The sequence below is a fragment of the Paraburkholderia sp. J12 genome (assembly GCF_905220215.1).
GTDB lineage: Bacteria > Pseudomonadota > Gammaproteobacteria > Burkholderiales > Burkholderiaceae > Paraburkholderia.
The window spans coordinates 299,909-313,337 of sequence record NZ_CAJMZC010000004.1; the positions used below are offsets into that span (position 1 = coordinate 299,909).

Here is a 13,429-nt window from a genome sequence, read left to right on the forward strand (position 1 = left end):
GCTTCAGCCGGCACGCAGGCCGCGGTACGCGCGGCGACCGCGTAACATGATCGCTATCACGGCCCATACGCGTGCCGCTCCCGCTTCCGGGCGCGGCACGCCGCACCAGGAGCCAGGTTATGCGAGCGATGTTGTTCGACGGCACGAGTCCGTTGCTGCGCGAAGTCGATCTGCCCGACCCGGAACCGGGCGAGGGCGAAATCCTCCTCGATGTGCACGCGTGCGGCGTCTGCCGCACCGATCTTCATGTCGTCGACGGCGATCTTCGGCATCCGAAGAAACCGGTAATTCCGGGGCACGAGATCGTCGGAACGGTGGCGGCGCTCGGGCGCGGCGTCAAGGGTTTCGCGCGCGGCGACCGCGTGGGTGTGCCGTGGCTCGGCCATACCTGCGGCCATTGCCGCTTCTGCCTGCGCAGCCGCGAAAACCTGTGCGACACGCCGGGCTTCACCGGCTACACGCTCGACGGCGGCTATGCGCAGCGCACGGTCGCCGACGCCCGCTATTGCTTCCACTTGCCGCGCCAGTACAGCGACGTCACTGCGGCGCCGCTTCTCTGCGCCGGCCTGATCGGCTACCGCACGCTCGCGATGGCGGGCGATGCCGAGCGCATCGGCATCTACGGCTTCGGCGCGGCAGCGCACATCGTGGCGCAAATCGCGCGGCATCAGGGCCGCATCGTGTACGCCTTTACCCGTCCCGGCGATGCCGCAGCGCAGCAGTTCGCACAGCGTCTGGGGGCGGCGTGGGTGGGCGGCAGCGACGAAACACCCCCCGAGGCGCTCGACGCCGCGTTGCTGTTCGCGCCTGTCGGCGCGCTCGTGCCTGCGGCGCTGCGCGCGGTGACGAAGGGCGGCAAGGTGGTCTGCGGCGGCATCCACATGAGCGACATTCCCGCGTTCCCCTACGCGTGGCTATGGGAAGAGCGCAGCATCGTCTCCGTGGCGAACCTCACGCGCGACGACGGCGCCGCGTTCATGGCGATCGCCGCCCGGCACACGCTCGAAATCGATACCACGCCTTATCCGCTCGCGCGCGCGAACGAAGCGCTCGCCGATCTGCGCGAAGGCCGCCTCACGGGCGCCGCGGTGCTGACGATGCGTTGAACGCGTCTCGCGCGATGTGGAATGCGGAGCACGCCTGTATCGACACTTTGCGGCAACGCGCCGCACGGGCGCGCTTTGGAATCCGCACCCGGATGCAGGAGGATAGTGAGACAGTATTGCGATGGCGCGCCGCTTTCACGGTTCGCGCTTCCTGCAACGGCCGGCTGGCCGTCGCGCGCCGGGTCCTGCCGTGTGCGGGCGAGCGCTGGCGCATGAGGGTAGCCGCGCATCATGGGCGTGGCCCGGGGAGGTAACGATGTACAAGCAGATTCTGGTGGCGATCGACGGCAGCCGCAGCGGCCGCCGCGCGCTCGACGAGGCCGTGAAGATCGCCAGGGCGACCGGCGCTCACGTCGAGGCGCTGTGCGTCGTGCAGCATCCGGCCCGGCTCGTGGACATCAGCTCGGGATTCGCCGAGGAGCAGACCCGCCATTCCGCGGAGAACGACGCCGCGACGGCCGCGCTCGAGGAAGCGAGGACGGTGTTCGCGCAAGAGGGCGTGAACGGCAGCACGCGCGCCGCCGATTCGAACGGCGAGGAAATCGCGGCGGTGATCTACCGGATTGCCGCGGAGGAGGAGGTCGATCTCGTCGTGATGGGAACGCGTGGCCTCTCAGGCATGAAAAGGCTGCTGCTGGGCAGCGTGGCCGAATCGTACCTGCGCGAGGCCGACCGGCCGGTCATGCTCGTGCGCAGCGAGGACACGCCTGCCGCATGAGGCGCGGCGCCGGACGTTTCGCCCCCGCGCATTTCGTGAAGCGTTTCGTGTGCGGCGTGGCGATCCGTCGCGAACGCCACACGAAAGTGATGCAAATCGGGTACCGAACTCGCGTGGGCCCGACTTCCGGGGAGGCGCCCGCGCCCGTTCATTTCCTGATACATGACGTGGATCAGCATCTGGCTGCTCACCCGTCATGCGACAGCCAATCTTCCTGCCTATGATGATGAAGTGAGCCGGCGCGCCCCCGGCGTGCCGCGCTCCCGATCGCCACAACTGCGCTGCCGCATTCGCGGCTTGCAGGCCACCTTCATCCGCTGCGCATCGTCGCGACCGCCGCGCACCCGTTCCGGGTGAACGGCCGGCATCGTGCCGGGCGACGCCGTCTTGAGATTGAGAGGACCGAGAACATGGCTACCGTTTCCAATCCGTCATTCGATGCGTACCGCTTCAACGCTTCGGCCGCGATCAAGCTGTTCGCGCAGGGCGAGCAGTGGCGTGAACAAGTTCTGGAACTGCAGCAGCGCCGTCTGGCCCGAGATCGCGCCGCGCTCGAAGGGACGCTGGAAACGCTGCGCGATGCGCGCGACTGGAGCGACTTCTCGACTGCCAGCCAGTCGGTGCTGCGCGACTATGTCAACGCGAGCGCTGCGATCTGGCAGGAGGGGGTTGCCGCCGCCATGCACGGCGCGGGCGCCTTGGCCGATACGGCGCGCGATCTCACGCAGGAGTGGCACGATTCGCTTTCGGGGCTTCAGCCCGGCACCAATACGCCTTCCGCGCTGCCCATGCGCGAATGGATGGCGGCGTTCGAGCGTGCCGTGGGCCGTGCTTATGGGGTGTCGGGCGAGGTCTTCAGCGGGGCGCCGGGCGGGGAGCGCGGCAAGCCGGGTGCCACGAACGAAGCGGTCGGCCAGGCACACGGAGAGCAACATGGCCGCTAAGCGCGTTGCGTTCGTGACGGGCGGCATGGGCGGACTTGGCGAAGCGATCAGCCGGCGCCTGTGCGACGCGGGCATGACGGTCGTGCTGTCCCGCTCGGCCGGCAACGAACGGGCGCCCGCCTGGCTCGAATCGGAGCGCGCGGCCGGGCGCTGTTTCGCCGCGTACGAGATGGACGTTGCGGACTTCGACTCGTGCCGGCGCGTCGCCGACCAGGTACTGGGCGAATTCGGCCAGGTGGATGTGCTCGTCAACAACGCGGGCATCACCTGCGACCGCACCTTCGTCAAGATGACGAAGTCCGACTGGGACGGCGTGCTGCGCACCGATCTGGATGCGCTCTTCAACGTCACCAAGCCTTTCGTGCCCGGCATGATTGAGCGGGGCTTCGGTCGCATCGTGAACATCGGTTCGGTGAACGGTGCCCGCGGTGCCTACGGGCAGACCAACTACGCCGCGGCGAAAGCGGGGATGCATGGCTTTACGAAGGCGCTCGCGCTGGAACTCGCGAAGAAGGGCATCACCGTGAATACGGTTTCGCCGGGCTACCTCGCCACGCAGATGGTCGAGGCCGTTCCGCGGGACGTGATGGAATCGCGCATCCTGCCGCAGATTCCGGTCGGGCGGCTCGGGCAGCCGGACGAGGTCGCCGCGCTCGTGGCGTTTCTCTGCTCGGACGATGCGGCGTTCATCACCGGCGCCGATATCGCGATCAACGGCGGAATGCACATGCAATAAAGCGTTCCGCGTCGCGCGCTCAATCTGGCAGGTTTGTCATTTTCTTGTGTTTTTCGAAAGATTTAGGAATCCGATTGATATCGAAAATGTGAGGAAAGTCCCGGACAATCGCCTGGAAAATCTTGAAGGTTTTTTTAAGGGCACATCCAGGCGTAACGCAGAGAAACACGGCTGTAGCAAAATTGTACGTTTGAGCGGCTATGCTGGTGGGCACGGGGATTTCTGAACAGCAACCATCTTGCAGGGGACCGGAGCCGGGGCATGAGCCCTCGTTTCCGGCCGACAGGAGAGATTCAATGCTCAGTCATCACGAACTTGCAGCACTTTTGTTGATCCGCGACGCTCGCTCACCCATACAGACGATCGATTCCGATTTTCTTGCCTTGCAGCGATATCAACTGGTCGAGATGGATTCTCTGGAAGGCGATCCGGCACTGCGGCTCACGTCGCGGGGGCAGGAGTTGTTGAAGCGACTCACGCTGGGTGGGGACGGCGGATAACGCGGGGGAGGCGGCCATTGCCTGCCAGGCCGTTTAACCCGGCGCTGCGCGCGTTATAGCTTGATAACGCGTAATGAAACCCCGCATAGCCCCGGGTTATCTGGCGCAAACCATGCCGCACGAAAGTGCGGCATTTTTTTCAATTCATTTCAATAAGGATTACTGATCGATAGGTTGGAGACCGCGAATCGCAATATGGGCGGGGCGTTGAGCGGAACGGGCGTCAGGTCTGTCTGTAATGCCATGTAAACGTTCAGCCAGCGCCTGACACGTCTTCACGCTAAGCTGTGCTGGCTCGGTTACGAGACGATTTTTTGCGATTCCCGGCAGAATAGGTCGCCGGGGTATCTGCTATGGCAGGTCGCGGCCAGGCGGCGCGCCGCGCCTCCATCGAGAGGCTTCGAAAAACGATGAAGGGAAACTGGACATTGGCCCTCGCTGCCGCCGCGCTTTCGGTCGGCTCGGGCTCGTTGCGCGCACAGGAATTCGCGCTCTACGGCGGCGGACTGAAGAGCGGCCCCGACCACACCTATTCGTGGCAGATGGATTACACGGAAGGGTTCGGCGAGTACTTCGCGGGCACCATCTCGTGGCTCAATGAAGGTCACATTCCCGATCATCACCGCGACGGCCAGATGATCCAGGCCTGGGCGCGCCTGCCGCTCGCCCAGCGACGCTTCGTGCTCGCGCTCGGTGTGGGGCCCTACCGGTACTTCGACACGGAGGCCGCGGCGCAGGGCCTCGGCTACTCGAACACGCACGGTTGGGGTCTGGTATACAGCGCGCGGGCGACCTGGTACGCCTCGAACCGCATGACCGCGAACCTGCAGGTGAATCGCGTGGTGGTGGACAGCGGTCCTTCGACGACTGCGGTGCTGCTCGGCATCGGCTATCAGCTCGATGCACCGGACTCGCCTGGCCCGCGCGACTGGGCGCTGCCGCGCACGCACGACGTAACCCACAACGAAATCACGCTGATGGCGGGCGAGACGATACTCAACAGCCTGCAGTCCCAGACTTCGGCGGCGGAGTCGATCGAATATCGCCGCGGGCTCTGGCATTTCGTCGATGCGACGATCGGCTATCTTCACGAGGGCAACGGCGTGAGTGCGCGGCGCGACGGTGGCACGGCGCAGTTGTGGCTCACGCGTGCGTTCTTCGACGACAAGCTCACGCTCGGTTTCGGCGCGGGCCTCTACGCGGCCATTCACCACGGCAAGGATGGCGACGATCGCCCGACGGGCGATGGGATACTCTCAGGTCTCGTTTCGGTCTCGGCGTCGTACCGCTTCACACAGCACTGGGCCGCGCGCGTGACATGGAATCGCGTGGTGACGCGCTACAGCCGCGACACCGACGTGATCCTGGGCGGTATTGGCTACCGCTTCTAGGGTTAGCGCTTCAGATGCTTTTTGACGACGGCCAGTGCATCCCGCGTGGGACGCACTGGCTCGGTGCAGCGAAGCGATCAGCCTCCGCCCGGCGGACGCGAACCGCCGCCACCTCCTCCCCCTCCGCCCGGGCCGCCGCCTCCGGGCGGCCTTCCACCGCCGCCGCCGCCAGGCGGCCTGCCTCCACCACCGCCAGGCGGTCTTCCGCCGCCCGGACCGGGTTGTGCCCCAGGCGGCCGTCCGCCTGGACCCGCATTGGGCGGCGGTCTGCCGCCATGGCCTGCGCCCGGTCCCCCGCCCGGCGGACGTCCGCCGTTGTGGCCATGACCGCCGCCGGGCGGCGGCTTGCCGCCATGGCCCGGTGGCCGCGGTCCCGGCCGGGGCGGCGGAGCGGGTCTTGGCGGCGGGTGCCGTATCCAGCGCGACTGGTTGCCGTACCAGGGCCGGTCGCGATAGTAGCTGCCCCAATAGGTGCCGATCGAGAACGTGACGACGGGCAGGCCGATCCGCGCGCCATAGGTGAGGAGCGGCACGCTGCTGCCCTGATACGGGTAGGTCAGGTAGCCGCCGTACACCCAGCCGCGCAGCCCCGGCATGCTGACATCGCACCAGCTGTAGCCCGCCACGCAGCCCATCACCGCGAGCGACACGCCGCCCGGCACCTGGGCGACGACCGGATAGTCGCCCGCGGGCCCGGCATAGAGATTCACGGTCGTGCTGGTGAAGGCCTGGCTCTGGGCCTGCGCCGGCGGCGAAGCCGCAAGGCCCACGGCGAGGCCGGCCAGCACGGTGCCGACAAGCTTGCGCATCGTTGTTTCTCCTTGAAGGGGGACGGCTCGACGATCGTTGCGCTTTCAGTCATTACGTTAGCAGATATGTCACCGCCGGCGCAGTTGCGCTTGTAACGCCGGATTTCGCGCGGCGTGCCGGGTGCCGCATTGCGCCATGCGGCATGACCCTATGCAGCCTGGGTCGTAGCGCCACGCGTTTGGCCAGGTTGTGAAAGAATCGCGGCTCGGCACGCCATGCAGATAACGACGCACAACAACGCGGCCATTCAGATTCGGATAACAAGGAGTAGACAGGTGATACAGCGCATTGCAGGTTTCTTTACCGGGGTGGTGCATCGGGTGCTGCCCGATCCCCTCATTTTCGCCATCCTGCTGACGGTCGTGACCTTCGTGCTGGCGTTCGCACTCACGCCGCAGCCACCCGCAGCGCTCGTGATGATGTGGGGCTCGGGCTTCTGGAACCTGCTGGCGTTTGCGATGCAGATGGTGCTGATCCTCGTCACGGGTCACGCACTCGCCAGTTCGGGGCCCGTCAAGCGTCTCCTCGTCGCGCTCGCGGGCTGCGCGCGCACGCCGGGGCAGGGCGTGATGCTGGTGGCGTTCGTCGCCGCCGTGGCGTGTGCGATCAACTGGGGCTTCGGCCTCGTGCTGGGCGCGATGTTCTCGCGCGAAGTGGCGCGCCGCGTGCGCGGCGCCGACTATCGGCTGCTCGTCGCCGCCGCCTACATGGGCTTTCTGACCTGGCACGGCGGCCTTTCGGGGTCGGTGCCGCTCGTCGCGGCCACCAAGGGCAATCCGATGGAGAAGGCGGTCGGCCTCATTCCGGTCACGCAGACGATCTTCACGGGCTACAACGCGTTCATCACGATCGGCCTGATCGTCATGCTGCCTTTCCTTGCGCGTCTCATGATGCCGAAGCCCGAAGACGTGGTTTCCGTCGATCCGGCGCTGCTCGAAGATCCGCCCACGGTGGAGCGCAAGCTCGGGCCCGACGCGACGTTCGCCGAACGTATCGAGGAGAGCCGCGCGCTTTCGCTGCTCGTGGCCGCGCTGTGCGCCCTGTTTCTCGGCGTGCGCTTTCACACGAAGGGCTTCTCGCTCGACATCGACACCGTCAACCTGGTGTTCCTCGCCGCGGGCCTCGTGCTGCACAAAACGCCGATGGCCTACGCGCGCGCCGTGGCCGGCGCCGCCAGGGGCGCCTCGGGCATCATGATCCAGTTTCCGTTCTACGCGGGCATCCAGGCGCTCATGGATCATTCCGGGCTCGCGGGCGTGATCACGAAATGGTTCGTCGATATCGCCAACGTTCACACGTTCCCGCTGCTCGTGTTCCTGAGCTCCGCGCTGATCAACTTCGCGGTTCCTTCGGGCGGCGGCCACTGGGTCGTGCAGGGGCCCTTCGTGATGCCGGCGGCGCAGGCTCTCGGCGCGGATCTCGGCAAATCGGCGATGGCGATTGCCTACGGCGAGGCCTGGACGAACATGGCGCAGCCGTTCTGGGCGCTGCCCGCGCTCGCCATTGCGGGCCTCGGCGTGCGCGACATCATGGGCTACTGCGTGACGACGCTGCTGTTTTCAGGCGTCGTTTTCATCGCGGGGATGTATCTGTTCTGATGTTTTCGCAGCGCCGCAGCGCCGCAGCGCCGCAGCGCTAGCGGCGCCCGAGCTTTTTCAGCAGAAACTCGCGCAGCACGATCGCGTGGTTGTGCTCCACGTCGCGTGAGCCATAAAGCAGGGCGACCGGACCCTTCGCGCAGGCTTCGGCCAGCGGCTGCCACGCGGCGGGGTTCGCGTCGAGCTCGGCGACGTAGCGTTGCGCGAACGCGTCCCATTGCGTCAGGTCCTTGTGATACCACTGGCGCAGCGCCGTGCTCGGCGCCACGTCCTTGAGCCACTGCACGTGCGCGAGCGCCTCCTTGCGGAGGCCGCGCGGCCAGAGCCGGTCGACGAGAAAGCACGCGTGATTCGCGGTGGGCGGCGGATCGTACACGCGCTGGATGTCGAGGGTGGGTGGGCTCATCGTGGCGTCTCCTTCTTCTCGTGAATGTTCCGGCGCACGTCGGCGCGCCGGCTGCCGCGCCGACGCCGGCGCAAGCGCCGCGGCAACGCGCTCGCGCAGCGCGGGCAGCACGTCGTGCTCGAACCAGACATGGCGCTTGAGCCAGGGCTGGTTGCGCGGCGACGGATGCGGCAGCGGCAGAAAGTCCGGCAGGTAGTCGAGCGCATGCTCGACGGTTTCGGTGAGCGACGCCCGGCGCCGCGCACCGAGAAAAGCGCGCTGCGCATACTGGCCGACGAGCAGCGTGAGCCGCACATCGGGCAACCGGGCGAGCAGACGCGCATGCCAAAGCGGCGCGCATTCGGGACGCGGCGGGTTGTCGCCGTCGGCGGCGCGGCCGGGATAGCAGAAGCCCATCGGCACGAGGGCGACCTGCGTGGCGTCGTAGAAGGTTTCGCGATCGATGCCGAGCCACGCGCGCAGACGCTCGCCGCTCGCGTCGTCCCACGGCACGCCCGAGGCGTGGACCTTCGCACCGGGCGCCTGGCCGACGATCAGAAGGCGCGCGTGCGCATGGGCTTGCACCACGGGGCGCGGGCCGAGCGGCAGCGCCTCGGCACAGACGCGGCAGGCGCGGATTTCGTCGAGCAGGCGGGGCAGCGTGGGCGTGGCGGGCACGGTGGAATGGTGCGGCTAAGGCGATGCAGTCGATGAGCGCGAGTCTATCAAACCTGCCGCGCGTGCCTCCGGCCCGGCTGCGGCTTCGCACCCGGGCGCGGCGCTTCTTTCTTTTCCGGTAACCTCGCCGATGCTGCGCCTTGCCCGCGCGCCTGCACGGAGCCGCCATGTTCGCCGGAACAGAGACGATTTCCCGACCGATACGCACGGATTTCCCGCCGCCGCCGGATCGCGCCATGCCGGTGCACGGAGCGCGGCAATGAGCACGGGCACGCTCGCGCTCGGCCTGGCCGGCATGCTCGCAAGCCTGGGCCTACTCATCTGGCTCGCGTATCGTGGCTGGAGCGTGCTTCTGCTTGCGCCGCTCGCCGCCATGCTGGCCGCGCTCATTTCGGGCCAGCCGGTGCTCGCGCACTGGACCCAGACCTTCATGGGCAGCACGGCCCGTTTCCTCGCGCAGTTCTTTCCGCTTTTCCTGCTCGGCTCGCTGTTCGGCAAGCTCATGGAGGACAGCGGTTCGGTCGATGCCGTCGCGCAGTTCATGATCGACCGGCTCGGCACCCGTCACGCGCTGGCCGCGGTCGTGCTGGGCGGCGCGCTCGTCACCTATGGCGGCGTGAGCCTCTTCGTCGCGTTTTTCGTGCTCGCGCCGATGGCCGAGGCGCTGTTCCGCTCCGCCGACCTGCCGCGCCGCCTGATGCCCGCGGCGATCATGCTCGGCACGGCGACCTTCACGATGTCGGCGTTGCCCGGCACGCCCGCGCTGCAAAACGCCATCCCGATGCCGTTCTTCGGCACCACGCCGTTCGCGGCGCCCGGCCTCGGCGTGATCGCGAGCCTCGTGATGGCCGGCTTCGGGCTCTGGTGGCTGGGCCGGGCCGCTGCCGCGGCGCGGCGCAACGGCGAGGGCTTCGTCGAGCCGGCGCGCAGTGAGGCCGGTAAGGCCGGGCAGGAGGGGCAAGCGGATGCGGCGGGCGGCAAGTCGGCGCTCGTGCGCGAACGGGCGAGCGTCGCGCAGACCTTCGATCCCGCCGAGATCGGCAGCGGCACGCCTTTCGCCGGCCAGGTGCCGGGCCATGCCGGGCTGCCGCCCGCGTGGGTGGCGCTCGCGCCGCTCGCGGTGGTGGTGGCGATGAACTTCGTGATGAACGTGGTGGTTTTTCCGCGCCTCGACGCGACGTATCTGGCCGAGCCGCGCTGGGGCGCCACCTCGCTTTCCGCCGTGGCCGGCGTGTGGGGCGTGAGCGTGGCGCTCGCCTTCGGCATCGTCGTGCTCGTCGCGCTCAACCGGCGGCGGCTGCCCGCGCTGCGCGAGAGCGTGGATGCGGGCGCCAACGCTTCGGTGCTGCCGGTGCTGAGCGTGGGCAGCCTCGTGGGCTACGGCGCCGTGATCGCTGCGTTGCCCGCGTTCGAAGCCGTGCGCGACTGGGTGCTCGGCATCGGCGGCGGTCCGCTCGTTTCGCTTGCGGTCGCCACCAACCTGCTGGCCGGGCTGACGGGATCGGCCTCGGGCGGTCTCACCATCGCGCTCGACGCCCTCGGCAGCACTTACCTGCAGATCGCCGCCCAGCACCATATCGCGCCGGACTTGCTGCACCGCGTCGCGGTGATGTCGTCGGGCACGCTCGACAGTCTCCCGCACAACGGCGCCGTGGTCACGCTGCTGGCCGTCTGCGGCTCCACGCACCGCGAGAGCTACCGCGATCTCGTGGTGGTGAGCATCGTTGGCGCGGTGCTGGCGCTGGCCGTCGTGATCGTGCTGGGCTCGCTCTTCGGCAGCTTCTGAGGCCGGTGCCCGAAGACGCAACATCCGACGCTGCTGCATTGCGCAGGCGTTGCCCAGGCGCACCGTCGCGAACGCGCATAAACTCCCACTAAGCTCCCTCCAGGCTTCCACGAAGCAGCAGTGTCGAGGGGCGGGCGCGCTTTGTGCTCCGCCGCTCGGGCCACCCGTCCGCGAGCCGTTCCGGCGCGCATCACAAGGAGGCTTCATGCGATTGCTCGCTGTCCACCCGAGCGGCCTGATGTACACGCGCGTGTTCCTGCGCCTCGAGCCGCTGGGGCTCGAATCCGTCGCAGGCGCGGCGCGCGATGCCGGCCACGAAGTGCGCCTGCTCGATCTGCAGGTCGAAACCCATGCCGACCTCATGCGCATGGTGCGCACCTTCCGCCCGGATGCGCTGTGTTTTTCCGGCAACTACCTCGCGAACATCCCCGAGATCGTCGATCTTTCGAAGGCCGTCAAGACGGCGCTGCCCGCGTGCTTCGTGTTCGTGGGCGGCCATAGCGTGTCGTTTACGGCCGGCGACCTGCTGCGCCACGCCCAGGGCGCCATCGACTGCGTGCTGCGCGGCGAAGGCGAGGCCTCGATCGCCGGGCTGCTCGATACGGTTGCGAGCGGCGGCGACTTGTGCGCCGTGCCCGGCGTGCTGACGCCCGACGGTTCGGGGCCGCCGCCGCGTTTCGTCGAACAGCTCGACACCGTGCGTCCCGCGCGCGACTTGCTGCGCCATCGCCGCAAGTACTTCATCGGCACGCTGGATCCGTGCGCCTCCATCGAGTTCGCGCGCGGCTGTCCGTGGGACTGCACGTTCTGCAGCGCCTGGACCTTCTACGGGCGCAGCTATCGCACGCGCAGCCCCGAGGTGGTGGTGGAGGAACTGGCCGCGCTGCGCGAGCCGGGCGTGTTCATCGTCGACGACGTGGCGTTCGTGCACGCGGAGCACGGCATGGCGATCGCCGAGGCGATCCGGCAGCGCGGCATCAAAAAGCGCTACTACCTGGAGACGCGCGGCGACGTGCTCCTGCGCAACAAGGACGTGTTTCGCGCGTGGCAGTCGCTCGGGCTCAAGTACATGTTTCTTGGCCTCGAAGCGATCGACGAGGAAGGGCTCAAGGCGTTCCGCAAGCGCATCAGCCTCGACCGCAATTTCGAGGCGCTGGAATTCGCGCGTTCGCTGGGCATCACGGTCGCGATCAATCTGATCGCCGATCCCGACTGGGACCGCGAGCGCTTCGAGACCATTCGCCAGTGGTGCCTGGAGATTCCGGAGATCGTAAACATCAGCGTGAACACGCCTTATCCGGGCACCGAGAACTGGCAGCAGGAATCGCGGCACCTGACGAGCCTCGACTACCGGCTCTACGACATCCAGCATGCCGTGGTGCCCACGAAGCTGCCGCTGCCGGAATTCTATGCGGAGCTCGTGCGCACGCAGCAGGTGCTCAATCGCAAGCATCTGGGCTGGACCGCGCTGCGCGGCGCGGTGGGGCAGGCCTCGCGCCTGCTCATGCACGGGCAGACGAACTTCGTGCGGATGCTGTGGCGCTTCAATTCGGTGTTCGACCCGCGACTGCAACTCGCCGATCACGTGCGCGAAGTGCGCTACGAGATGACGCCGCCGCCCGCCGCGAACGGTACGCCGCAGGTCGATATGAAGGCCGTCTATATCCACGGGCCGATAGGCCGCAAGGGCCGCAGGATCGACGATGCCACCGAGAAGTTCGTCGACGAGACGCGCATGGGCACCGGCTGAGCCTCGCGGCCGTAGGAAGGCTGAGCCGGGTCTCGACGCCGGGGCGAATCCGGTCCACTATGGCGCGTTCGCATCCAGACGAAAACGCTATGGAATTTCGCCAGCTACGCTACTTTCTTGCGGTCGCCGAGCACCTGCACTTCAGCGCCGCCGCCGCAACGCTGGGCATCGCGCAGCCGCCGCTCTCGCAGCAGATTCTGAAGCTCGAACGCGAGATGGGCACCAGGCTCTTCATCCGGCACTCGCGCCATGTCGAGCTGACCGAAGCGGGGCGGCTCTTTCGCGAGCGCGCGCAGCGCATCCTGGACGAGGCCGGTCTCGCGCTCGCCGAGGCACAGAACGCCGGGCGCGGCGAAACGGGGCGGCTGAGCCTAGGCTTCGCGGGCTCCACGGTGTTTCATCCCCTCGTGGCCAGCGTCTTGCAGCGCTATCGCAGCGCGTATCCGGGCGTGGCCATCGGCTGTGAAGAGAGCAACAGTTCGGTGCTGCTCGAGCGGGTGAGCGAGGCGCGCGTGGATGCGGCCTTCGTGCGTCTGCCGCTCGATTGCCGCGGGCTCGAGACCGAAGCGCTCGCCGAAGAGGACGTGCTCGCCGTGCTGCCTCCGCGCCACCGCCTCGCGCGCCGGCGCAGCCTCGACGTCGCGGAACTGGCCGGCGAGCCGCTGATCCTGTTTCCGCGCCCCATCGGCCCGGACCTCTACGACTCGATCATCAGCGCGTGCCACGCGGCCGGCTTCCAGCCTGTGATCGGCATGGAATCGCCGCAGATCTCCTCGACCGTCAACATGGCCGCCGCCGGCTTCGGCGTTGCGCTGATTCCCTCGTCGATGCGGCAGATCCAGGCAAAGGGCGTGACGTATCATGGGCTCAAGGGCGGCACGCTGCATACGACCATCGCGCTCGTGCACCGTCCGCGCGAGCGCGCGCCGACCGTGCGCAACTTCGTGCGGATCCTGCGCGATATCGCGCGTCAGGCAGCACGTGCCTGACGATCCATAGCTTTTTCGTCTTGATCGCGTATGAGCGC

At 67.6% G+C, this 13,429-nt stretch carries 12 protein-coding genes and 1 pseudogene; 10 read left to right on the top strand and 3 right to left on the bottom strand.

Annotated elements, in window-relative coordinates; genetic code table 11:
- The first annotated feature begins 119 nt into the window (after positions 1-119).
- The 6 genes from U5760_RS12410 (at position 120) to U5760_RS12435 (ending at position 5,395) form a co-directional block, all read left to right on the top strand.
- On the top strand, positions 120-1,106 hold the full coding sequence (locus tag U5760_RS12410) for a zinc-dependent alcohol dehydrogenase family protein (RefSeq protein WP_322012083.1): 987 nt from the start codon (positions 120-122) through the stop codon (positions 1,104-1,106).
- 256 nt (positions 1,107-1,362) lie between these two features.
- Positions 1,363-1,824: a universal stress protein gene (locus U5760_RS12415; RefSeq protein ID WP_322012084.1), complete on the top strand. Its 462-nt coding sequence runs from the start codon at positions 1,363-1,365 to the stop codon at positions 1,822-1,824.
- A 410-nt stretch (positions 1,825-2,234) separates the two neighbouring features.
- Positions 2,235-2,768, top strand: a complete 534-nt coding sequence (locus U5760_RS12420; protein WP_322012086.1) for a hypothetical protein — start codon at positions 2,235-2,237, stop codon at positions 2,766-2,768.
- The gene (gene phbB / locus U5760_RS12425) at positions 2,758-3,504 is read left to right on the top strand and encodes an acetoacetyl-CoA reductase (RefSeq protein ID WP_322012087.1); all 747 of its coding nucleotides are present in this window, start codon (positions 2,758-2,760) and stop codon (positions 3,502-3,504) included. Before U5760_RS12420 ends, phbB begins: the two co-directional genes overlap by 11 nt.
- A gap of 296 nt (positions 3,505-3,800) precedes the next feature.
- Positions 3,801-4,004 (top strand): hypothetical protein, encoded by a 204-nt coding sequence (locus U5760_RS12430; protein WP_322012088.1) that lies wholly within the window; start codon positions 3,801-3,803, stop codon positions 4,002-4,004.
- Between the two features lie 410 nt (positions 4,005-4,414).
- Positions 4,415-5,395 carry a hypothetical protein gene (locus tag U5760_RS12435; RefSeq protein ID WP_322012089.1) on the top strand — a complete coding sequence of 327 codons (981 nt, stop codon included), beginning with the start codon at positions 4,415-4,417 and terminating at the stop codon, positions 5,393-5,395.
- 77 nt (positions 5,396-5,472) lie between these two features.
- Here U5760_RS12435 and U5760_RS12440 read toward each other — a convergent pair whose 3' ends face one another.
- Positions 5,473-6,204, bottom strand: a complete 732-nt coding sequence (locus tag U5760_RS12440; RefSeq protein WP_322012091.1) for an SH3 domain-containing protein — start codon at positions 6,202-6,204, stop codon at positions 5,473-5,475.
- Positions 6,205-6,480: 276 nt separating this feature from the next.
- Here U5760_RS12440 and U5760_RS12445 point away from each other — a divergent pair, with 276 nt between their 5' ends.
- Positions 6,481-7,803, top strand: coding sequence for a TIGR00366 family protein (locus U5760_RS12445; protein ID WP_322012093.1), 1,323 nt, complete (start codon positions 6,481-6,483; stop codon positions 7,801-7,803).
- 37 nt (positions 7,804-7,840) lie between these two features.
- On the opposite strand, the gene U5760_RS12450 is transcribed toward U5760_RS12445, so the two are convergent.
- Positions 7,841-8,209, bottom strand: a complete 369-nt coding sequence (locus U5760_RS12450) for a DUF488 domain-containing protein (RefSeq protein WP_322012263.1) — start codon at positions 8,207-8,209, stop codon at positions 7,841-7,843.
- Positions 8,210-8,266: 57 nt separating this feature from the next.
- Positions 8,267-8,866: pseudogene (locus U5760_RS12455) on the bottom strand (uracil-DNA glycosylase family protein); the annotation flags it as partial.
- A 259-nt stretch (positions 8,867-9,125) separates the two neighbouring features.
- Between U5760_RS12455 and U5760_RS12460 the strand changes: the two are divergent.
- From U5760_RS12460 to U5760_RS12470, 3 genes are all read left to right on the top strand, one after another.
- Positions 9,126-10,652 carry a GntP family permease gene (locus U5760_RS12460; RefSeq protein WP_322012095.1) on the top strand — a complete coding sequence of 509 codons (1,527 nt, stop codon included), beginning with the start codon at positions 9,126-9,128 and terminating at the stop codon, positions 10,650-10,652.
- 205 nt (positions 10,653-10,857) lie between these two features.
- Positions 10,858-12,402, top strand: coding sequence for a hopanoid C-3 methylase HpnR (gene hpnR, locus U5760_RS12465; RefSeq protein WP_322012096.1), 1,545 nt, complete (start codon positions 10,858-10,860; stop codon positions 12,400-12,402).
- An 89-nt stretch (positions 12,403-12,491) separates the two neighbouring features.
- Positions 12,492-13,391, top strand: coding sequence for a LysR family transcriptional regulator (locus U5760_RS12470; RefSeq protein WP_322012098.1), 900 nt, complete (start codon positions 12,492-12,494; stop codon positions 13,389-13,391).
- The last annotated feature ends 38 nt before the right edge of the window (positions 13,392-13,429 follow it).